At 57.4% G+C, this 21,035-nt stretch carries 19 protein-coding genes; 15 read left to right on the forward strand and 4 right to left on the reverse strand.

The genetic code is table 11. From position 1 onward, the window contains the following. The first annotated feature begins 2 nt into the window (after positions 1 to 2). The 11 genes from mraY to lpxC all read left to right on the forward strand — a co-directional run bounded on the left by mraY (position 3) and on the right by lpxC (position 12,592). Positions 3 to 1,085, forward strand: coding sequence for a phospho-N-acetylmuramoyl-pentapeptide-transferase (gene mraY / locus EL386_RS03580; protein ID WP_126453506.1), 1,083 nt, complete (start codon positions 3 to 5; stop codon positions 1,083 to 1,085). An 18-nt stretch (positions 1,086 to 1,103) separates the two neighbouring features. Next, a complete protein-coding gene (gene murD, locus EL386_RS03585; protein ID WP_126453508.1) occupies positions 1,104 to 2,438 on the forward strand; it encodes a UDP-N-acetylmuramoyl-L-alanine--D-glutamate ligase in 1,335 nt (444 codons plus the stop codon). After that, positions 2,435 to 3,646 (forward strand): putative lipid II flippase FtsW, encoded by a 1,212-nt coding sequence (gene ftsW / locus EL386_RS03590; RefSeq protein WP_126453510.1) that lies wholly within the window; start codon positions 2,435 to 2,437, stop codon positions 3,644 to 3,646. The genes murD and ftsW overlap by 4 nt, the downstream gene beginning before the upstream one ends. Then, positions 3,643 to 4,746, forward strand: coding sequence for an undecaprenyldiphospho-muramoylpentapeptide beta-N-acetylglucosaminyltransferase (gene murG / locus EL386_RS03595; RefSeq protein WP_126453512.1), 1,104 nt, complete (start codon positions 3,643 to 3,645; stop codon positions 4,744 to 4,746). The genes ftsW and murG overlap by 4 nt, the downstream gene beginning before the upstream one ends. Beyond that, positions 4,746 to 6,191: a UDP-N-acetylmuramate--L-alanine ligase gene (murC, locus tag EL386_RS03600; RefSeq protein ID WP_126453514.1), complete on the forward strand. Its 1,446-nt coding sequence runs from the start codon at positions 4,746 to 4,748 to the stop codon at positions 6,189 to 6,191. The genes murG and murC overlap by 1 nt, the downstream gene beginning before the upstream one ends. Positions 6,192 to 6,354: 163 nt before the next feature. After that, complete coding sequence (gene murB / locus EL386_RS03605) at positions 6,355 to 7,251, forward strand: UDP-N-acetylmuramate dehydrogenase (protein WP_420856729.1); 897 nt, start codon at positions 6,355 to 6,357, stop codon at positions 7,249 to 7,251. Between the two features lie 5 nt (positions 7,252 to 7,256). Continuing rightward, positions 7,257 to 8,201, forward strand: coding sequence for a D-alanine--D-alanine ligase (locus EL386_RS03610; RefSeq protein ID WP_126453518.1), 945 nt, complete (start codon positions 7,257 to 7,259; stop codon positions 8,199 to 8,201). After that, on the forward strand, positions 8,198 to 9,004 hold the full coding sequence (locus tag EL386_RS03615; protein WP_126453520.1) for a cell division protein FtsQ/DivIB: 807 nt from the start codon (positions 8,198 to 8,200) through the stop codon (positions 9,002 to 9,004). Before EL386_RS03610 ends, EL386_RS03615 begins: the two co-directional genes overlap by 4 nt. Beyond that, positions 8,988 to 10,223: a cell division protein FtsA gene (gene ftsA, locus EL386_RS03620; protein ID WP_126453522.1), complete on the forward strand. Its 1,236-nt coding sequence runs from the start codon at positions 8,988 to 8,990 to the stop codon at positions 10,221 to 10,223. Before EL386_RS03615 ends, ftsA begins: the two co-directional genes overlap by 17 nt. A 73-nt stretch (positions 10,224 to 10,296) precedes the next feature. Beyond that, the gene (gene ftsZ, locus EL386_RS03625; protein WP_126453524.1) at positions 10,297 to 11,460 is read left to right on the forward strand and encodes a cell division protein FtsZ; all 1,164 of its coding nucleotides are present in this window, start codon (positions 10,297 to 10,299) and stop codon (positions 11,458 to 11,460) included. Positions 11,461 to 11,680: 220 nt separating this feature from the next. After that, positions 11,681 to 12,592 (forward strand): UDP-3-O-acyl-N-acetylglucosamine deacetylase, encoded by a 912-nt coding sequence (gene lpxC / locus EL386_RS03630; protein WP_126453526.1) that lies wholly within the window; start codon positions 11,681 to 11,683, stop codon positions 12,590 to 12,592. A gap of 68 nt (positions 12,593 to 12,660) precedes the next feature. Here lpxC and EL386_RS03635 read toward each other — a convergent pair whose 3' ends face one another. Then, complete coding sequence (locus tag EL386_RS03635; protein ID WP_126453528.1) at positions 12,661 to 13,116, reverse strand: DciA family protein; 456 nt, start codon at positions 13,114 to 13,116, stop codon at positions 12,661 to 12,663. A 53-nt stretch (positions 13,117 to 13,169) separates the two neighbouring features. Between EL386_RS03635 and EL386_RS03640 the strand changes: the two genes are divergently transcribed. The 4 genes from EL386_RS03640 (at position 13,170) to EL386_RS03655 (ending at position 19,160) form a co-directional block, all read left to right on the forward strand. Further along, the gene (locus tag EL386_RS03640; RefSeq protein ID WP_126453530.1) at positions 13,170 to 14,087 is read left to right on the forward strand and encodes a M23 family metallopeptidase; all 918 of its coding nucleotides are present in this window, start codon (positions 13,170 to 13,172) and stop codon (positions 14,085 to 14,087) included. 142 nt (positions 14,088 to 14,229) lie between these two features. Continuing rightward, positions 14,230 to 16,938: a preprotein translocase subunit SecA gene (gene secA, locus EL386_RS03645; protein WP_126453532.1), complete on the forward strand. Its 2,709-nt coding sequence runs from the start codon at positions 14,230 to 14,232 to the stop codon at positions 16,936 to 16,938. 63 nt (positions 16,939 to 17,001) lie between these two features. Further along, positions 17,002 to 18,222 (forward strand): bifunctional glutamate N-acetyltransferase/amino-acid acetyltransferase ArgJ, encoded by a 1,221-nt coding sequence (gene argJ / locus EL386_RS03650; RefSeq protein WP_126453534.1) that lies wholly within the window; start codon positions 17,002 to 17,004, stop codon positions 18,220 to 18,222. Continuing rightward, the gene (locus EL386_RS03655; protein WP_126453536.1) at positions 18,222 to 19,160 is read left to right on the forward strand and encodes a Nudix family hydrolase; all 939 of its coding nucleotides are present in this window, start codon (positions 18,222 to 18,224) and stop codon (positions 19,158 to 19,160) included. Before argJ ends, EL386_RS03655 begins: the two co-directional genes overlap by 1 nt. Here the strand turns inward: EL386_RS03655 and yacG are convergent. The 3 genes from yacG to coaE form a co-directional block, all read right to left on the reverse strand. Further along, positions 19,157 to 19,342, reverse strand: a complete 186-nt coding sequence (gene yacG, locus EL386_RS03660; RefSeq protein WP_126453538.1) for a DNA gyrase inhibitor YacG — start codon at positions 19,340 to 19,342, stop codon at positions 19,157 to 19,159. The genes EL386_RS03655 and yacG overlap by 4 nt on opposite strands. Positions 19,343 to 19,348: 6 nt before the next feature. Continuing rightward, positions 19,349 to 20,119, reverse strand: coding sequence for a cell division protein ZapD (gene zapD / locus EL386_RS03665; protein WP_126453540.1), 771 nt, complete (start codon positions 20,117 to 20,119; stop codon positions 19,349 to 19,351). Positions 20,120 to 20,226: 107 nt separating this feature from the next. Beyond that, positions 20,227 to 20,820, reverse strand: coding sequence for a dephospho-CoA kinase (gene coaE, locus EL386_RS03670; RefSeq protein WP_126453542.1), 594 nt, complete (start codon positions 20,818 to 20,820; stop codon positions 20,227 to 20,229). Positions 20,821 to 21,035 lie beyond the last annotated feature (215 nt).

Consider the following 21,035-nt stretch of genomic DNA (forward strand, 5'->3'; position numbering starts at 1 on the left):
ACATGTTGTACTACCTGACACAACAACTGGCGGAAACCTACAGCGGCTTTAATGTCTTCCAGTACCTGACACTGCGCGCCATCCTCGGTGTGCTGACTGCACTGCTTATCTCCTTTATGATTGGCCCGACCATGATTCGCCGCCTGACCATGAAACAGATTGGTCAGCCGATCCGTGATGACGGTCCACAGTCACACTTGAGTAAGGCCGGGACCCCGACCATGGGTGGGGCGTTGATTATCGTCGCGATTGCCGTCAGCACCTTGCTCTGGGCAGATTTGAACAACCGTTATATCTGGGTGGTTCTTGTGACCATGCTGGCCTTCGGTGTGATCGGTTTTTACGATGATTACATCAAACTGGTGAAGCAGGACCCGAAGGGCCTGAAGTCGCGTTATAAGTACCTGTGGCAGTCTGTGTGCGGTATCCTCATCGCCATCTTCCTCTATAAGACCGCGACCCTGAGTGCCGAAACGACACTGATCGTGCCATTCTTTAAGAGTGTTTCGATTCAATTGGGCTGGTTGTTTATCCCGCTGGTGTACTTTGTCATTGTCGGTTCGAGTAACGCCGTGAATCTGACCGATGGTCTCGATGGCCTGGCGATCCTGCCAACGGTCATGGTCGGTGGTGCGTTGGGGATCTTTGCCTATACCACCGGTAACGTAAAACTCGCTTCATACCTGTTGATCCCCTATGTACCGGGTGTCGGCGAGGTTGTGATCTTCTGTGGTGCCCTGGTCGGTGCCGGTCTGGGTTTTCTCTGGTTCAACGCCTATCCGGCCCAGGTCTTCATGGGCGATGTCGGTGCGCTGGCCCTCGGCGCAGCCCTCGGTGTGGTGGCCGTGGTGGTTCGTCAGGAACTGGTGCTGGTGATCATGGGTGGCGTATTTGTCATGGAGACCGTCTCAGTGATCTTGCAGGTCATTTCGTTCAAGCTGACCGGTAAACGTATTTTCCGCATGGCACCGTTACATCACCATTTTGAATTAAAGGGCTGGCCGGAACCGCGCGTGATCGTGCGCTTCTGGATCGTGACCGTGATCCTCGTCTTGATCGGTCTGGCCACACTGAAACTGCGTTAAGGGAAACGAGCAAAAAAAGTGAACAAACAGGCACAACAAACACTCGTGGTCGGGCTGGGTAAAACCGGTCTGTCCTGCGCGCGCCACCTGGCTGCGCGGGGTGTGCCGTTTGTGATCACCGACAGCCGTATGCAACCACCGGGGCTGCAACAACTGCGTGATGAAATGCCGGAACTTACCGTGCATGTTGGCGGTTTTCTTGATAGTGATTTTGCCGAGGCCGAGCAGATCATACTGAGCCCGGGCATCTCGCGACATGGCCGGCATGTTCAGGCCGCCGAGCAACACGGTGCCGAGGTCCTTGGTGATATTGAATTATTTGCCCGCGAGGCGAAGGCCCCGGTAGTGGCGATTACCGGTACCAATGGCAAGAGCACGGTTACCACGCTGCTCGCCGAGATGGCGCGTGCCAGCGGCGTGCAGGTGCAGGTTGGCGGCAACCTCGGCATGCCGGCACTGGAACTGTTGCATGATGACAAGACGGGACTCTATGTGCTGGAACTGTCCAGTTTCCAGCTCGAGACCACGTATTCGCTGAACGCCGTGGCCGCCGTGGTGTTGAACGTGACGGCGGATCACATGGACCGTTACGACAGCGTCGAGGCCTATGCACGGGCCAAGCAGGGCGTGTATCGCGGTGACGGGGTGATGGTGATCAATGCCGATGACCCGATGGTCGAGGCCATGGCCGATACACAACGGCGGGTGATCCGTTTTTCCCTGTCTGTGCCGAAGGACAATGACTTTGGTCTGCTTGAAAAGGCCGGTGAGGTCTACCTTTCCAGAGGCACACAGGCCCTGCTGGCGGTTAAAGATATGAAACTCGTTGGGCGCCACAACCAGGCCAACGCCCTGGCGGCACTGGCGCTGGGTTCGGCCATTGACCTGGACCTGGAGGCCATGCTGAAGGTGTTACGCACATTCAAGGGGCTGGCCCATCGCAGTGAGTGGGTCGCCGATATAAAGGGTGTGCGCTGGTATAACGACTCCAAGGCCACCAATGTGGGCGCGGCCACGGCGGCACTCGAAGGCATGCCCGGCACGTTGGTGTTGATCGCCGGTGGTGATGGCAAGGGCGCGGATTTTTCCGCCTTGCGTGAAGCCGTGAAAGGGCATGTACGTTGTGTGGTGTTATTGGGCCGTGATGCGCCACTGATTGAACTGGCCATACAGGGCGTGGTGCCTGTTCAGTATGCCAACGACATGCATGATGCCGTACAGCAGGCTGCCAATTGTGCGCAGCCCGGCGACAGTGTGTTGTTATCACCGGCCTGCGCCAGTTTTGATATGTATAATAATTTTGAAGAACGTGGTGCTGACTTTATCGCCGCGGTGGGAGGACTGTCATCATGATAGCCGCCACGCATCACGCCACCGCCTTTGCTGCAAACACCACGCGGCAACGCAAGCGTAGCGACGTCCAGGCCCGTTTCGATTATGCCTTGTTGACGGCGGTCCTGATCCTGCTCGGGCTGGGCCTGATCATGGTCGCCTCGGCATCGATTTCAATTGCCGATCGTCAACTTGGCCAGCCTTTCTATTATTTATTGCGCCAGGCTTTGTACGTCCTGCTCGGACTGGGGTTGGCCGCTGTGGTGACACGTATACCGCTCGATCTCTGGGAGCGTGTCAGCGCCTTATTGCTCATCTGTGGTTTGTTGTTACTGGGTTTTATCCTCTTGCCCGGGGTAGCTCGCGAGATCAATGGCAGTATCCGCTGGTTGTCACTGGGCGTGTTTAACCTGCAACCCTCCGAATTTATGAAACTGTTTGTAATCGTCTACCTGGCCGGTTACCTGGTACGACGCGGTGACGAGGTGCGTACGACTGTATGGGGTTTCCTCAAGCCGATGCTGGTGCTGGTGCTGGCGGCGCTGTTGTTACTGATGGAACCCGACATGGGGGCCGCGGCAGTGATCTTTGCTACCGCGCTGGGCATGATGTTTCTCGGTGGTGTCCGTATCTGGCACTTCGGGGTGTTGCTGTTACTCATGGCCGGGGCCGTGGCGACCCTGACGGTGACCTCACCCTACCGTATGGAACGCGTGACGGCCTTCTTAAATCCCTGGGCAGACCCGTTCAACAGCGGCTTCCAGCTGACCCAGTCCCTGATCGCCTTTGGTCGCGGTGAGTGGTTCGGTGTTGGCCTTGGGGGCAGTGTGCAAAAATTGTTTTACTTGCCCGAGGCGCATACCGATTTTGTGTTTGCCGTCCTCGCCGAGGAACTGGGTATGTTCGGTGCCCTGGCCGTGGTGTTGCTGTTTGCCTTCATCGCCGTACGCGCCTTCCGCATTGCCAATCAGGCACGCCAGCTGGGTCTGCACTTCGCTGCCTACAGCGCCTATGGCATCAGCCTGTGGTTAAGCATGCAGGCCTTTATCAATATCGGCGTGAATACCGGCGTCTTGCCGACCAAGGGTCTGACCCTGCCACTAATGAGTTATGGCGGCAGCAGCATGCTGGCGGCCTGCGTGGCGGTGGGCCTGTTATTGCGTGTCGATATCGAAACGCGCGAGGCCTGGTTGCGCTCGGTCGATGTGAAGCGGGGAGGTGGCCGATGAGCAATGCTCAGCGTAAAAACCCGCCACGCATTCTGATCATGGCCGGGGGTACCGGTGGGCATGTCTTCCCGGCCCTGGCCGTGGCCGAAAAATTGCGTCAGCAAGGGGTCGCGGTTGACTGGCTGGGCACACAACGCGGTCTCGAGTCTCGTCTGGTACCGGCGGCGAATATTCCCTTGCACACCATCCCGATCAGTGGCCTGCGTGGCAAGGGGGCGCTGGGCTGGTTACTGGCCCCGTTCCGTATCAGTTATGCACTGCTGGTCGCGCTCGGTGTGGTGATGAAGTTAAAGCCTGCCGCGGTCCTGGGCATGGGCGGCTTTGTCACCGGCCCGGGCGGCATCGCCAGCTGGTTGTTACGCCGGCCGCTGCTCGTCCATGAGCAAAATGCCGTTGCCGGTCTGACCAATACATTACTGGCACGTTTTGCCGATACCGTCATGGAGGCCTTCCCGTCTTCCTTTAAAGATAATGTATCTGCCATACAGACCGGTAATCCGGTGCGTGCCGAGATCGCGGCCATCGCGGCGCCGGCGCAACGCCTGGCCGGACGCAGTGGGCCGCTGCACCTGCTCATCATTGGCGGCAGTCTGGGTGCGCAGGCACTCAACCAGGTGGTGCCGGCGGCGGTAGAACGGCTGAAAACCGATCCACCGCCGACGATCTGGCACCAAACCGGTAAAGCGATGCAGGAAGAGACACGTGTCGATTATGACATCAAGTCGATTCCGGCCCGCGTGGAGGCCTTTATCGAGGACATGGCCGAGGCCTATGCCTGGGCAGACCTGGTGATTTGTCGTGCCGGCGCGCTGACCATTGCCGAACTCGCCGCCGCCGGTGTGGCCTCCATTCTCGTGCCCTATCCGTACGCGGTGGATGATCACCAGACCGCCAATGCCGGTTTCCTCGTAGAGGCCGGTGCGGCGTTGTTGTTACCCCAAGACAAGTTGAACCCCGATAGCCTGGCCGAGTTGCTGCAGGGGATTATCGGCCAGCGTCAGCGCCTGCCCGCGATGGCCGGTGCGGCGCGCCAGCAGGCACGGATTCATGCGACCGAAGATGTGGCAAATTTGTGTATGCAAGCGATGGAGGCGGCCTGATGACAACTAAGGTCAATGTGCAAAATCTGCCGCACGTCAACAGCCGCATGCAGCGTATGCGACGGATCCACTTTGTCGGTATCGGTGGTGCCGGTATGGGCGGTATCGCCGAGGTGATGCACAATCTTGGTTACGAGGTCTCCGGTTCGGACCTGCACATGAATGCCATGGCCCAGCGGTTGCAAGGTCTCGGCACAAAGATTTATATCGGTCATGCGGCAGAGAATGTTCGCGACTGTGATGTGCTGGTGGTGTCCACCGCGGTCAGTGAGGACAACCCGGAATTACAGGCCGCACACGCCGCGCGCATCCCCGTGGTGCCGCGTGCCGAGATGCTCGCCGAGCTGATGCGCTTCCGCTTCGGCATCGCCGTGGCCGGTACGCATGGCAAGACCACCACCACCAGCCTGATCGCGAGTATCCTCGCCGAGGCCGAACTCGACCCGACCTTTGTCATTGGTGGCAAGCTCAACAGTGCCGGCGTGCATGCGCGCCTCGGCGAGAGCGAGTACCTGGTGGCCGAGGCCGATGAGAGTGATGCCTCCTTCCTCTACCTGCAACCGGTGCTGGCAGTGGTGACAAATATCGATGCCGATCACATGCAGACCTATGGGGGTGACTTTAACCGCCTGCGCCAGACCTTTATCGACTTCCTGCATCACCTGCCATTCTATGGTCTGGCGGTGATGTGCCTGGATGACGATGCCGTAAGAGATGTGCTGCCGGAAGTGACGCGCCCCGTTCGCACTTATGGCACGCATGCCGAGGCCGATATCCGTGCCGAAGACATCGTCCAGGAAGTCGCCAGCACTCGCTTTAACCTGGTTCGTAAAGCGGCCAAGCCATTGCCCGTACGCCTGAACATGCCGGGTACACACAACGTCATGAATGCCCTGGCGGCGATAGCGATTGCACTTGAGTTGGGTGTCGAAGACGCCGCCATCCAGCGAGCCCTGGAAAGTTTTCAGGGTATTGGTCGGCGTTTCCAGATCAATGGCGACATCCAGACCACAGCAGGCACGGTCCTGCATGTCGATGACTACGGTCATCACCCGCGCGAACTGCAGGCGACTCTGCAGGCGGCGCGCACGGCCTGGCCTGACCGACGCCAGGTCGTGGTCTTCCAGCCACATCGCTACTCGCGAACCCGTGACTTGTTTGAGGACTTTGCCCACGTGCTGTCTGAGCCCGATGTGTTGTTAATGCTCGAGGTTTATGCCGCCAGTGAAGAACCGATTGCCGGTGCCGACGGGCGTACGCTGTGTCGTGCGATCCGCGCCCGTGGCCAGGTCGACCCGGTCTTTGTGGAACAGCCTGAAGAATTGCCCAAGGCCCTGAAGGCCGTGCTGCGTGACGGTGATGTCTTGCTAACACTCGGTGCCGGTAATATCGGCGCGGTCGCTGCACAACTGGCCGAACAATTGGGCAAGGAGGAACCGGTATGACGCATTACAAGTTACACAATTTACACCTGGGTTGTGGTGAACCATTGGCCGCGCAATATCCGCAGACAGCGTTGCCTATGCCTGTAGCAGGCAAAAAAACACCGGTAAAAAAACCACTGAGCAAAAAGACAGCACGAGTCGCGGGGCGTAAGCGGAAATAATGATGGCAGCCGAGCAACAGACAGCATTACGCGGCGAGCTCCTGCATAAGGAGCCGATGGCCCGGCATACCTCATGGCGAGTCGGTGGTCCGGCTGATTGTTATTACCGCCCGGCCGACATCGACGACCTGGCCGCATTCCTGCAACAGTTACCCCTGGACGAGCCACTTACATGGATGGGTCTGGGCAGCAACCTGCTGGTGCGTGATGGCGGTATCCGTGGCACGGTGATCGCGACCTCGGGCCTGTTGAATGACTTGTCACGTGAACAAGGGCAGCGTCTACGTGCCGAGGCTGGTGTCAGTTGTGCCAAGTTGGCGCGTTTTGCCGCACGCGAGGGCCTGACCGGTGCCGAGTTTTTTGCCGGCATCCCCGGCACTGTCGGCGGTGCCCTGGCCATGAATGCCGGGGCCTTCGGTGGCGAGACCTGGCCACTGGTGGTGGGGGTGGAGACACTCGACCGGTATGGACAGCGTCATGTACGCAGCGCAGCGGAATACACGGTTGCCTATCGCAGTGTCAAAGGCCCGGCCGAGGAATGGTTTGTAGCCGCAACCCTGCAACTCGCCAACGGTGATATCGAAGCCGCGCAGAGACGTATTAAGGCATTACTGGCCAAACGTGGTGCCACGCAGCCGACCACGCAGCCGAGTTGTGGCTCGGTGTTCCGTAATCCGCAGGGTGGCCATGCCGCGCAGCTAATTGAACAGTGTGGTTTGAAGGGCAAGTGCATCGGTGGCGCCTGTGTCTCGGAAAAACATGCCAATTTTATTATCAACACGGGCGCGGCAACGGCCCGTAATATTGAAGGTTTGATTGAAGAGGTCGCGGCAACGGTTTTGCGCGAATGCGGTGTGAGCCTGGTGCGCGAAGTACACATCATCGGTGAGGCCGGGTAACGGATATGACGAAGATAAATGACATCGCCAGCAAGGACTTCGGTAAGGTCGCCGTGCTTATGGGGGGTGACTCGGCCGAGCGCGAGGTCTCGCTGAAAAGCGGCCAGGCGGTATTGACGGCCCTGCTTGCCAGTGGTGTCGATGCCCATGCCATCGACCCGGCCACCGACAATGTGCATGACCTGCCGGCTGCCGGTTTTAATCGTGCCTTTATCATCCTGCATGGTCGTGGTGGTGAGGACGGCAGTATGCAGGCGGTGCTGGAGAGTATCGGCCTGCCCTATACCGGCAGTGGCGTGTTGGGCTCTGCCCTGTCAATGGACAAGCTGCGTTGCAAGTGGTTATGGCAGGGCGCGGGTCTGCCGACACCGGCCTGGCGTGTATTGAAGACGGCAGATGATGCAGAACAGGCAATAACACTGGGCCTGCCGCTGATGATGAAACCGGCACGAGAAGGTTCGAGTATCGGTATCAGCAAGGTCGAGTCGGCAGAACAATTAAAAGATGCCTGGCGATTTGCACGTGAGTATGACGATAGCGTGATAGCGGAACAGTTTGTTGAAGGTGGTGAGTACACCGTGAGCATCCTCAATGGTGAGGCGTTGCCGGCCATTCTACTGGAAACACCGCGTGAGTTTTACGACTACGCGGCCAAGTACCAGGCAAACGATACGCAGTATATCTGCCCCTGTGGTCTGGACACCGAGGCCGAGGCCGCGATGCGGGCGCTGGCGGTGCAGGCCGCGGAGGTGGCTGGTGTAGAGGGCTGGGGGCGTGTCGACCTCATGCGTGATGCACAGGGTAATAACTGGTTGATCGAAGTCAACACGGTGCCGGGCATGACCGACCACAGCCTGGTGCCGATGGCGGCACGTGCCGCCGATATCGGTTTTGATGAACTGGTATTACGTATTCTGGCGACAAGTTGCGAGCGGGAGACGCGGGCATGATGCGTAAACGCAAGATTAATCGCCTGAACACCGACCGGGTCGAGACCCGGCGCATTATCCTGCGTCTGCTGGCCGGGACCTTCGGCGTGCTGGCCGTGGCCGCCGTCGCGATTTGGGGCGGCGCGACGCTACGTGACCCGGCTACCCTGCCGCTACGCAGTGTGCATTTGAAGGGTGAGTTTATCCAGGTCAGTGAACAGGCCTTGCGTGAAGTAGTTGTCTCGAGTGGTCTGGCAGGATTTTTCAGTAGTGACCTGGAGACACTGACCAGGCGTCTGCGTGAGATGCCCTGGGTGGAATCGGTTGCGGTCCGTCGGGTCTGGCCGGATGTTCTGCACATCACGGTGATCGAACAACAGGCGGTGGCCTACTGGAATGACAAGGCCTTGCTGAATGAGACCGGGCAGGTATTTCGCCCGGACAAGGCGAGTTTCCCGCAGGGTCTGCCGCAGTTTAATGGCCCGGTGGGTACCGAGATGCAGATATTGGAGGCCTACGGTGACATGCGTGCCATCTTGCGAACAGCGGGACGCGATATTGACGTGCTCGGCCTGGATGCGCGGCGTGCCTGGCAGCTGCAACTGGATAATGGCATTCAGCTGGCCCTCGGACGACAAGACAGTCGGCAACGCTTGCAGCGTTTTACTCGTGCCTACGCCTATTTATTTAATGAACAACAGGAAATCATTAGTACCGTGGACTTACGTTATACCAATGGCTTTGCTGTACGTTGGCAACAGCTGGAAGATAAAAATGCCGCAGAGGCGGGTGTGGGGATGAAAAATCATGTCCAGAAAAGCTGAACAAAATCTCATCGTCGGGCTGGATATCGGCACATCGAAGATCGTCGCCATTGTTGGCGAGATCAATGATGAAAACGGTATTGAGATCATCGGCATTGGCTCGCACCCTTCACGCGGCCTGAAGAAGGGTGTGGTGGTGAATATTGAATCGACGGTGCAGTCGATACAGCGTGCGGTGGAAGAGGCCGAGCTGATGGCGGGTTGCCAGATACACTCCGTGTACGCGGGCATTGCCGGTAGCCATATCAGCAGCCTGAACTCGCACGGTATCGTCGCGATTCGTGATAAAGAGGTGACTCCCGGTGATGTCGACCGTGTTATCGATGCCGCACGTGCTGTGGCGATCCCGGCCGATCAACGCGTGCTGCACGTCTTGCCACAGGAATTCATTATCGATAACCAGGAAGGCATCAAGGAGCCAGTGGGGATGGCCGGTGTGCGTCTTGAGGCCAAGGTTCACCTGATCAGCGGGGCGATGAGTGCCGCGCAGAATATTCTCAAGTGTGTACGCCGTTGCGGTCTTGAGGTCGATGACATCATTCTCGAACAGTTGGCCTCAAGTCACTCGGTGTTGACCGAGGATGAAAAGGAACTCGGTGTTTGTCTGGTGGATATTGGTGGCGGCACCACGGATATTGCCGTGTTTACCGATGGCGCAATTCGTCATACCGCCGTGATCCCGATTGCCGGTGACCAGGTCACCAATGATATTGCCGTGGCCCTGCGTACCCCGACCCAGTATGCCGAAGAGATCAAGGTGAAATATGCCTGCGCGCTGACGCAACTGGCGGGTGCCGAAGAAACCATCGAGGTGCCGAGTGTCGGCGACCGTCCGCCGCGCCGCCTGACTCGCCAGACCCTGGCCGAGGTAGTGGAGCCGCGTTACGAGGAACTTATTAGTCTGATCCAGGCCGAACTGCGCCGCAGCGGCTTTGAAGACATTATCGCCGCCGGCATCGTTTTAACCGGAGGCAGTTCGAAAATGGAAGGCGTGGTGGAACTCGCCGAGGAAATATTCCATATGCCGGTGCGCCTCGGTGTGCCGCATTCTGTCTCCGGCCTGGTCGACGTGGTGCGTAATCCGATTCATGCCACAGGTGTGGGTCTGCTGCTGTTTGGACATCAGCAACGTAATACCGGCAGTCTCGAGGCATTGTCATCGAGCAGTGTCAAAGGTGTATGGAAACGTATGAAGAGTTGGTTTCAAGGTAATTTCTGACAGGCATCAGCCTGAAAGGGAAGTGTTGTGTTTAATGTTGTATTAACAAGTAGTAATAACTGGAGGGGCGATTATGTTTGAACTTATGGATGCATACAGCCAGAGTGCTGTGATCAAGGTGATTGGGGTCGGTGGTGGTGGCGGTAACGCTGTCGAACACATGATGTCTGCCGACATTGAAGGCGTGGAGTTTATCTGTGCCAACACGGATGCCCAGGCATTGAAGAATGCCTCGGCAAAAACCCTGTTACAACTGGGCGGTGCCATTACCAAGGGACTGGGTGCTGGCGCCAATCCCGAGATTGGCCGTGGTGCGGCATTGGAAGATCGTGAGCGTATCCGCGAAGTGATCGAGGGTGCCGACATGTTGTTTATCACTGCGGGTATGGGAGGAGGTACCGGTACCGGTGCCGCGCCGGTGATTGCCGAGATCGCCAAGGAGATGGGTATTCTTACCGTCGCCGTGATCACACGGCCGTTCTCTTTTGAGGGCAAGAAGCGCTCAACGATAGCGGCTGAAGGCATTGAAGAACTCAGCAAGAACGTGGATTCCCTGATCACGATTCCAAACGAGAAGCTGCTTTCGGTACTCGGGAAAGACCTGTCTCTGCTTGATGCCTTCAAGGCCGCCAACGATGTCCTCTTCGGTGCCGTACAGGGGATTGCCGAATTGATCACCCGCCCGGGTCTGATCAATGTCGACTTCGCTGATGTGCGTACCGTGATGTCAGAGATGGGTATGGCGATGATGGGTTCAGCCGTGGCAAGTGGTGAAGGGCGTGCGCGTATCGCTGCCGAGCAGGCAGTCGGCAGTCCATTACTCGAAGACGTCAACCTTTCCGGTGCCCGCGGCATCCTCGTTAATATTACCGCCGGTCTGGATATGTCGATTGGTGAGTTTGAAGAGGTCGGAGAAACGATTAAACAGTTTGCCTCTGATAATGCCACAGTGGTGGTCGGCACGGTCATCGATCCGGAATTGACCGATGAACTGCGGGTCACCGTGGTCGCGACGGGTCTGGGTCAGCCACAACAGCAATTGCGTGGTCACGATACACCGGTACAAAAGGTCGTGGACAATACACGGATGCCGGAGAATATCGAACCGGACTACAGCAAACTGGATCGTCCGACGGTGATCCGCAAGCAGGCCTCGGGTGATCACTTCGCCGGTGTCGGCGAACAGGACCTGGAGTACCTCGATATCCCGGCCTTCCTGCGGCGCCAGGCCGACTAGACCTATACCTTATATATAGGTGACCCGTGGACCACGGCGCGGCGGATTCGCCCCCCGCCGCCGCCGTGGCTTCATTTCCTCGCAATTTCAGACTGTTATATCGGTTTTGTGCGCTGCATCACTATGCACTGAGATCATTCCTGTGCTAGTATTATGCGAGAATTAACTGGGTATTTTACCCCAACTCGCCCCGAAGGCGGGTAAGGCGCATAAACAACACATGATAAAACAGCGTACGCTCAAAAATGTCATCCGCGCGACCGGCGTGGGACTTCATACCGGTGAGAAGATTTACCTGACCCTGCGCCCAGCGGCCGTGGATACGGGCATTGTTTTTCGTCGTGTCGACCTGGCAGAGCCGGTGGACATCCCGGCCCGCCCTGAGTTTGTCAGTGACACCCAATTGTGCACGACTGTGTGCAAAGATGATGTACGTGTTTCTACGGTAGAACACCTGCTGTCCGCTATGGCGGGCCTGGGCATCGACAATGCCTATATTGATCTGAGCGCGGCCGAAGTACCGATCATGGACGGCAGTGCCGGTCCGTTTGTGTTCCTGATCCAGTCTGCGGGTATTGAGGAACAGAACGCACCGAAGCGTTTTGTCCGTATCAAACGCCCGGTGATCGTCGAGGATGGCGATAAATGGGTGAAATTTGAGCCCTTTGACGGCTTCAAGGTCAGTTTCAGCATCGAGTTTGACCATCCGGTTTTCGAAACCCACACGCGTACCGCCGAACTGGACTTCTCTACCACCTCGTTTGTGAAAGAGGTCAGCCGGGCGCGGACCTTCGGTCTGCTCAAGGATGTGGAGCGCCTGCGTGAAAACAACCTGGCCCTGGGCGGCAGCCTGGACAATGCCATTGTCGTCGATGACTACCGGATCCTGAATGAAGACGGCCTGCGCTACGAGGACGAGTTTGTGAAGCACAAGATCCTCGACGCCGTGGGCGACCTTTACCTGCTCGGCCACAGTCTGATCGGTGCCTTTAGTGGTTACAAGTCGGGGCATGCCCTGAATAATCGGCTGTTGAGGGCCCTGATGGCCGATGCCGAGGCATGGGAGATCGTGACCTTCGAGGACACGGATAATATGCCGATCGCCTTTTCAAAGCCTGTTCAGGCAACTTAATAACTGGAAATCCAAGAAATTACTGCTAAAGTCTATTCTAGTTGCTTGATTTTGTGCTAGATTCGTTGTTAGGAGTGCGGTTTTTTCCGATCGGCGATGCGCAGCCAGCTGGCACGCAAGTCATCGTCGGAGATGGCCTCGGCCAGTTTGCGGATGATGTCCTCGGCCTCGTTGGAGAGTGTGCTCACCGGATCCCCTGCTGTCGCAGAGGTTTCGCTAGTGGGCAGGACGCGGACCTGGATCTGACGGACGGCCTGAAAGGCCGGTATTTGCTGCAGGGCCGGGAGATTGCCGAGCTGAAAGCGTAACTTATTCGCCCAAACAGGTGAATCGGCATGGACAATGAGTGTTTCGCCTTGCTGTTGGGCATTCAGGCAGTGCGAGGCGAGTGCTACGGGTAATTGCTGGCGGACGAGTACCAATAATTGCTGGTGCCGGTCGTGCTGGACCAGAAGTTTCGCGTGCGGCCCCGCAGCCAGGATATCTCGTACGGAACGTATTGATTTTGTTTTAGGTTTTTGCATGGTTGCCGATAACAAAAGTAACGAGTGTAATCATAACCGGTGTTGGTGAACGAATGAACATAGTATTTCTATCTCAACGCAAGGGCCGCCTCGCGAGCCTGAAAATGGACTCCAAGCGCTGGCTGGCCGTGGCCGCTGGCCTGCTGTTTCTGCCGGCCGCCGGGCTCTACGCCGGTTACGAGCTGGCCTTTCAAAGCAAACAGGCCGATGACCCGGTAACCGCCCAGCTCCGCAATGAACTGGGCGCGCAGCGTCAACAGCTGAATGTCGCCCTGGAAGATGCCGAGCACAATCTGAATGCGCTTTCCCAGCAGCTGGGTAAGATGCAGGCCCGTGTTATCCGTCTGGATGCCCTCGGCCAGCGCCTGACCAAGATGGCCAAGCTGGACAAGGGGGAGTTCGATTTTGCCAAGGAACCCGCCCTTGGTGGCCCGGAGAGTAGCGAAAACCTGCAATCGGCCTCCGTACCCGACTTCATGCAACAGTTTGATGAGCTGTCACGTCAGCTTGAAAACCGCAGTGAGCAATTGAGCGTACTCGAGACCATGCTCATGAGCCGTAACCTGCAGGAGCAGGTGCTGCCGACCGGTCGGCCGATTCGTAAAGGCTGGATTTCGTCTTATTATGGCATGCGTAACGACCCCTTCTCGGGTAAGCGTGAGCACCACGATGGCGTCGACCTGGCCGGTAAGGATGGCAGTGCAGTGATTGCCGTGGCTTCCGGCGTGGTCACCTGGTCGGCTGACCGTTATGGCTACGGCAACCTGGTCGAGGTCAACCACGGTAATGGCTATGTGACCCGCTATGGCCACAACAAGGAAATAGTGGTCAAGGTGGGAGACAAGGTTGAAAAGGGTGATGAGCTGGCCCTGATGGGCTCCACCGGCCGTTCCACTGGCCCACACGTCCATTTTGAGGTGCTCTATAACGGCCGCAGCCAGGACCCGGTCAAGTATATCAACGCGCAGTAAAATCACCGTTTTTCCCGCTTCACGACAGGTATTTGCACTGGGCCTGAAACTCCCATACAGTACCGAGGCTTAATGGTCCGGCAGGCTGAAAAGGCCGCTTAGGGCGCTATAATAACCATTTCACTTCAGGCATTTAGTTCGCATGGTAGGCAATCTTCTGCGCAAGGTGTTTGGCAGCCGCAATGACCGGCTGGTTAAGCACTATTCCAAAACTGTTATCCTAATCAACGCCCTCGAAGACGAGATGGCCGCCCTTACCGACGAGGCACTGAGCGCCAGGACCGATACACTTCGTGAGCGATTCCAGAAGGGAGAGACGCTTGACGCGCTCCTGCCTGAGGCCTTCGCGGTCTGCCGTGAGGCGGGTAAACGCATCATGGGCATGCGCCACTTTGATGTGCAATTGATTGGGGCCATGGCCCTGCATGACGGCAAGATCGCCGAGATGCGCACCGGCGAGGGCAAGACCCTTGTCGCCACCCTGGCCGTGTATCTGAATGCCCTCTCCGGCAAGGGTGTGCACGTTGTGACCGTGAATGATTACCTCGCCAAGCGTGATGCCGAGTGGATGGAACCCTTGTATAACTTCCTTGGCATGCGGGTCGGTGTGATCATCGCGGGTATGGGTGCCGATGCGAAGCGCGAGAGCTATGCCGCCGACATTACCTATGGCACCAACAACCAGTACGGTTTCGATTATCTGCAGGATAACCTGGCCTTTTCCATCGAAGACAAGATGCAGCGTGAGCTGAACTTCGCCGTGGTCGACGAGGTGGACTCGATCCTGATCGACGAGGCGCGTACGCCACTGATTATTTCAGGCGAGGCGGAAGACAGTTCAGATCTCTACCGCGTAATTAACAAACTTATTCCGCAGCTGAGCAAGCAGCAAGAAGAGGACGGTGAAGGCGATTACTCGGTTGATGAAAAGAGCCGCCAGGCCCTGTTAACCGAAGAGGGCCATGAACACGTCGAGGAATTATTGACCCGGGAAGGCCTGCTCAAGGAGGGCGATAGCCTGTATGACGCGGCCAACATTATGCTCATGCATCATGTCGACTCGGCCCTGCGTGCACATGCCCTGTATCAGCGTGATGTGCACTATGTGGTTCAAAACGGTGAGATTGTTATTGTCGATGAATTTACCGGTCGCACCTCACCGGGGCGTCGCTGGTCGGAGGGCCTGCACCAGGCGATAGAGGCCAAGGAGGCGGTGAACATTCAGAACGAGTCGCGTACCGTCGCCTCGATCACCTTCCAGAATTATTTTCGCCTCTATAACAATCTCTCCGGCATGACCGGTACCGCCGATACCGAGGCCTTTGAATTCCAATCCATTTATGGTCTGGAGGTTGTGATCATACCGACCCACCGGCCGATGGTGCGTAATGACATGAGTGACCTGGTATTCCTCAGTCAGCAAGAGAAGTTTAACGCGGTGATTGAAGACATTCAGGACTGCCAGCAACGCGGCCAGCCGGTGCTGGTGGGTACCGCCTCGATCGAGGCCTCGGAACACCTGTCAGAGATGCTGAAAAAAATGGCGATCAAGCACGCGGTGCTGAATGCCAAGTTCCATGAACGCGAGGCCGAGATTATTGCCCAGGCCGGTTTGCCCGGAGCGGTGACGATTGCAACGAATATGGCCGGTCGTGGTACCGACATCATGTTGGGCGGTAATATTGATGTCGAACTGGCGGGGCAGGGCAGCCTCAGCGAGAGTGAGCGTGAAAAACTCGTCAATGCCTGGCAGCAACGTCATGACGACGTACTCAGCAAAGGCGGCCTGCATATCATCGGTACCGAGCGTCACGAGTCACGCCGTATCGACAACCAGCTTCGTGGTCGTTCCGGTCGTCAGGGGGATGTTGGCTCCAGCCGTTTCTACGTTTCTCTGGATGATAACCTCATGCGTATCTTTGCCTCCGAGCGTGTTGCCAGCATTATGCAACGCCTCGGCATGGAAGAGGGTGAGGCCATTGAGCACCCGTGGATCACGCGGGCGATCGAGAATGCCCAGCGCAAGGTTGAAGGCCATAACTTTGATATTCGCAAACAGTTGCTTGAATACGATGATGTTGCCAATGACCAGCGTCGAGAAATTTACGCTATGCGTAATGAGATCATGGCCGAGGCCGATGTCTCTGACCGCATTGAGTCCATCCGTGCAGATGTGCTGAACACGGTCATTGATGAATTCATCCCCCCGCAAAGCCCGGATGACCTGTGGGATATCCCGGGGCTGGAGGAGGCGCTTGAGGCCGAATTCCTGCTCAAGCTGGATATCCAGTATTGGTTGAAAAACGAACCGACATTGCACGAGGAAAGTCTGCGTGAACGTATCCTTGATGAACTGGTACGCGCCTATCAGGAGAAGGAGACCCACGCTGGCGGCGAAGTATTACGCCACTTTGAAAAGGCCGTGATGCTGCAGGTGCTGGATTCGTTCTGGAAGGATCACCTCTCGGCGATGGACTACCTGCGCCAGAGTATCGGCCTGCGCAGCATGGCGCAGAAGAACCCCAAGCAGGAGTTCAAACGCGAGGCCTTCGAAATGTTTGCGGACATGATTGAGCGTATCAAGCATGACATCATCAGCATCCTCTCCAAGGTGCAGATCCGTGACGAAGAGGACGTTGAGGCGGTAGAAGAGCAACGTCGCCGCCAGGGCCAGATGCACTTCGAACATGCTGAGGCCGGGGCTATGGCCGCCGAAGAGGCGGGACCGGCCGAAGGTGACGAGGCCTTGCAGGCACCCTTTGTCCGCAATCAGGCCAAGGTGGGACGGAATGAACCCTGTCCCTGTGGTTCGGGCAAGAAGTACAAGTCCTGTCACGGCAAACTTAACTAAGACCGGCTGGCCGCATCCGGCCAGCTCTCTTATAATCACCCTTTCACATGATGGGGTGACGACATGGCAGTAGGACTTACAGCACCAAAACACTTATCCGCGATTGCCGGCATTCGTCTTGGCACGGCCTCGGCCGGTTTCAAGCAGACCGTGCGGCCCGACCTGGTGTTGATTGAAATGGCGGCGGGTTCAACCTGTGCCGCGGTTTTCACGCAAAATGCCTTTTCTGCCGCACCGGTGATGGTGGCACGTGAACACCTCGCCAACCATGCGCCCCGTTACCTGTTGATCAATAGTGGCAATGCCAATGCCGGTACCGGCAAGCAAGGTTATGCTATCGCGCAAGCGAGTTGTGAGGCCGTTGCCGGGCAGGCCGGTTGTCATGCCGGTGAGGTGTTGCCGTTTTCGACCGGTGTCATCGGTGAGATATTGTCGATTGAAAAGTTGCAGGCCGCCGTGCCGCAGGCCTATGCAAACCTGCGCGAAGATGGCTGGTTAGCCGCCGCCAATGGCATTATGACCACGGATACGCTGGCCAAGGGGATCAGTGAGCAGTGCACGATCGATGGCAAGACCATTACCGTTACCGGCATGACCAAGGGCTCGGGCATGATCCGGCCCAACATGGCGACCATGCTCGCCTACATGGCGACCGATGCCGCTGTGAGTCAACCGGTGTTGGATGCCTGCTTGCGCCAGGCCGTGAACGCGTCCTTTAACCGCATTACCGTCGATGGTGATACCTCGACCAATGACGCCTGTATTCTCATGGCCAGTGGTGCAGCGGGTAATAGGATGATTGATGCTGACAGCGGTGACGCAGCCGCGACGCTATTCGCTACCGTGGAGAAGGTCTGTGCCTTCCTCGCCCAGGCGATTATCCGTGACGGTGAAGGCGCGACCAAGTTCATGACCATCGATGTTGCGGGTGGTGCTGATGATGCCGAGTGTCAGGCAGTGGCCTACACCATTGCCCATTCGCCATTGGTAAAAACCGCCTTTTTTGCCAGTGACCCAAACTGGGGACGCATTCTGGCGGCGGTCGGTCGGGCGGGCTTGTCCAACCTTGTGCTGAATGCGATCACGATCCATCTTGATGAAGTCTGCATCGTGCGCGATGGTGGTCGGGCCAGCGACTACACTGAAGCAGCCGGGCAGAAAGTCATGCAGCAGGCAGAGATCACGGTACGCGTGGAACTGGGTCGCGGTAAGGCCTCAACGCGCGTCTGGACCTGTGACCTGTCTTACGATTACGTGCGCATTAACGCAGAATATCGCAGTTGATGAGGGTACATGTAGCGGCCGCCGTGGTCGTTAACCCGGAGGGTCAAATCCTGATCGCCAGGCGCTCGCCCGATGTCCACCAGGGTGGGTTGTGGGAATTCCCCGGCGGCAAGGTCGAAGCGGGCGAGACGGTTGAAGAAGCCCTGGCGCGTGAACTGCATGAAGAGCTTGGGATCGTGCCAAGCCAGGCCCGCCCCCTGATCCGGGTACACCATGACTATGCCGATAAATCCGTGCTGCTCGATGTCTGGCGTGTCGAGGCCTTTCGCGGTGCGGTACAGGGTCGCGAGGGCCAGCCGGTAAAGTGGGTCGAGCCGCAACAGCTCAGGGAGTATGCCTTTCCCGAGGCCAACCAGCCGATCATCCGCGCCGCCAGCCTGCCGGATCGTTACCTGATCACCTCGGAACCGGGGGCACCTGAGGCCTTCCTGCAACAGCTGGAGGGCGCCCTGGCCCGTGGTATCAGGCTGGTGCAGTTTCGAGCCAAGACGCTCGACGATACGGCCTGGCAGGCTTTGGCCGAAGAGGTGCTTGCACGTTGTCACCAGGCCGGGGCACGTTGCCTGTTGAATACGTCGCTGCAAGGTTTTGCCCTGTGTCCGGCCGATGGCCTGCACCTGGACAGCCAGCAGCTTTATACGCACGACATGCGCCCGGTGGACAAGTCGGTGTTGCTCTCGGCCTCGTGCCATACCGAGGCAGACATTCGTCATGCCGAACACCTCGATGCGGATTTTATTGTCTTGTCACCGGTGCAGGCAACGGCCTCGCACCCGGATGCCGAGCCACTGGGTTGGCAGCGCTTTCATGAGCTAACGGACAGGGCGACCATGCCGGTCTACGCACTGGGCGGCATGCGCCTGGAAGATTTGAGCACGTCCTTCTCGTATGGTGCGCAGGGGATTGCCGCGATACGGACCCTGTGGAGTGTGAGCTAGAACTCCTCAGGTGTGTCGTTGTTCTCTTTGGGGATTTCTTCACCGGGGATGCTATGACTTTCATCGGCCCAGGCGCCGAGGTCGATCAACTTGCAACGTTCACTGCAAAAGGGTTTCCATCTGGATTGCTCCACCCATTCAACGGGTCTACCACATGTTGGACACTTTACCGTGGTGGTCATGCGGATTTAAAGCACGCAGCAGGCAAGATGAAAGTGAATATCGTCTTCACACTGTCTGGCACGTGATTCGAGGGCATCGTTTTGCATAAAGCGCAGGGTGAAACGGTGTTTACCGGCACTGATCTCGGCAAAGCAGACCTGCTCTGCTGGGACCATGACACGGATCAGTTGGTAGGCAACATTGGTATCGAGTGATTGTTGGTAAAAACCGGCCTCTGCAACGTGCGGACTGGCCGTGGCGCTGTCGCGGATCAGCGACAGGATCATAAACACGGCATCGCGGATGCTGTCGAATTCACTCATCCACTGATTAAGGTTGGCCGTGCGGTGGGCAACAGGGTACTGCAACCATTGGTGGTAGGCAGGCAGGTCGAAGGCGCAGTCACCTCCGGCAATGCTGCTACGCTGACGAATACTGCTGAGAAAGTCGTTGTTTCGCAACTTCTGTCCGGGTTGACCATTGATGGAATGCAAACGGTCGATAAGTACATCGAGTTCATCCAGCACGGTGTTGAGGGCGGCATTATCGACGTTCGGGTTATTGATCAGTTTGCCGAGATTGGCGGCATGTCGCTCGAGTTCCTTGATGAGCTCACTGCGCAAGTCGGCACGGCCAAAGACGTTCTGGATATCAAACAGGGTGTCGAGTACCGCGCGACTGTGCCAGATGCTGTCACCGTCCAGCCAGTAACGGGCCTGCAGGAACAGATGTTCGAGCCTGAGGAAGGTACGAATGCGCTCATTGAGCGGTTGTTCATAACAAATGTGTTTGCTCACGATATGCTTCTTTTTTATTTGTTATCGGCCCGGTAGCCTGCATTATAGAGGCAAACGCGGTCTTCTGGAATATCCACAGAAAATCAATAATATATGGACATAATGGACTACTGGCAGGCCTGGCGATATTGCCCGTCCAGTTGCCGGACAGCGGACTGAAGCTGTTCCCGGCTACCACTATTGTCGATGACATCGTCAGCACGGGCGCGTCGTTCTTCGCGGCTGGCCTGGGCCGCGAGTATGCGTTCGGCGAGGGCCTCGTCGACCTGGTCACGCTGTTGCAGGCGCTGCCGTTGCAGCGCCTCCGGGCAGTCGACCACGAGTACCCGGTCGAGTATGGGCCAGGCCCCCGATTCTGCAAGCAGGGGAATGACCACGATGCAGTAGCAGGCGTCGAGTGTGGTGAGTCGTTGTTCAATGGTCTGGCGGATCAGCGGGTGCAGGATGGCCTCCAGGTCATGGCGGGCCTGTGCATCATCGAAAATGATCTCGCGCAGGGCGGCACGATCGAGTTCACCGTTTTCCAGCAGGATGCTGTGACCAAAACGTTGACAGACCTTGGCGAGGGCGGGCATGCCGGGCTCGACGAGTTCACGCGCGATCAGGTCGGCATCGATCACGGGTGCACCCAGCGAGGCAAACTCTGCGGCGACGGCAGACTTGCCGCTGGCGATCCCCCCTGTCAGGCCGATGACGTGCATGGTTTGATTGTACCGTAAAAGCGCAACGCAAAGGCGCGAAGTCGCAAAGGTCGCGGAGATAAATTAACTAAAAAACCTTTGCATCCTCAGCGCCTCAGCGTTGGACCTGGAATCTTTCATAAAATTTTATTGGCCAGGAATGACAGGATTAACGCGATGGGGTTCCTGCCATAGCCTGAATGGCGTTTTATCTTGTCAGGCCCGTAAATCCTGTC

Origin of the sequence: Sulfuriflexus mobilis, from assembly GCF_003967195.1 — a bacterium.
Taxonomy (GTDB): Bacteria; Pseudomonadota; Gammaproteobacteria; order AKS1; family AKS1; genus Sulfuriflexus; species Sulfuriflexus mobilis.

Coding starts and splice junctions, on each gene's coding strand:
- EL386_RS03610 (WP_126453518.1), top strand. CDS start 7,257: ATGACGAAGATAAATGACATCGCCAGCAAGGACTTCGGTAAGGTCGCC.
- EL386_RS03635 (WP_126453528.1), bottom strand. CDS start 13,116: ATGCAAAAACCTAAAACAAAATCAATACGTTCCGTACGAGATATCCTG.
- EL386_RS03615 (WP_126453520.1), top strand. CDS start 8,198: ATGATGCGTAAACGCAAGATTAATCGCCTGAACACCGACCGGGTCGAG.
- EL386_RS03655 (WP_126453536.1), top strand. CDS start 18,222: ATGAGGGTACATGTAGCGGCCGCCGTGGTCGTTAACCCGGAGGGTCAA.
- coaE (WP_126453542.1), bottom strand. CDS start 20,820: ATGCACGTCATCGGCCTGACAGGGGGGATCGCCAGCGGCAAGTCTGCC.
- secA (WP_126453532.1), top strand. CDS start 14,230: ATGGTAGGCAATCTTCTGCGCAAGGTGTTTGGCAGCCGCAATGACCGG.
- ftsA (WP_126453522.1), top strand. CDS start 8,988: ATGTCCAGAAAAGCTGAACAAAATCTCATCGTCGGGCTGGATATCGGC.
- argJ (WP_126453534.1), top strand. CDS start 17,002: ATGGCAGTAGGACTTACAGCACCAAAACACTTATCCGCGATTGCCGGC.
- ftsW (WP_126453510.1), top strand. CDS start 2,435: ATGATAGCCGCCACGCATCACGCCACCGCCTTTGCTGCAAACACCACG.
- murB (WP_420856729.1), top strand. CDS start 6,355: ATGGCAGCCGAGCAACAGACAGCATTACGCGGCGAGCTCCTGCATAAG.
- murC (WP_126453514.1), top strand. CDS start 4,746: ATGACAACTAAGGTCAATGTGCAAAATCTGCCGCACGTCAACAGCCGC.
- mraY (WP_126453506.1), top strand. CDS start 3: ATGTTGTACTACCTGACACAACAACTGGCGGAAACCTACAGCGGCTTT.
- yacG (WP_126453538.1), bottom strand. CDS start 19,342: ATGACCACCACGGTAAAGTGTCCAACATGTGGTAGACCCGTTGAATGG.
- ftsZ (WP_126453524.1), top strand. CDS start 10,297: ATGTTTGAACTTATGGATGCATACAGCCAGAGTGCTGTGATCAAGGTG.
- murG (WP_126453512.1), top strand. CDS start 3,643: ATGAGCAATGCTCAGCGTAAAAACCCGCCACGCATTCTGATCATGGCC.
- EL386_RS03640 (WP_126453530.1), top strand. CDS start 13,170: ATGAACATAGTATTTCTATCTCAACGCAAGGGCCGCCTCGCGAGCCTG.
- lpxC (WP_126453526.1), top strand. CDS start 11,681: ATGATAAAACAGCGTACGCTCAAAAATGTCATCCGCGCGACCGGCGTG.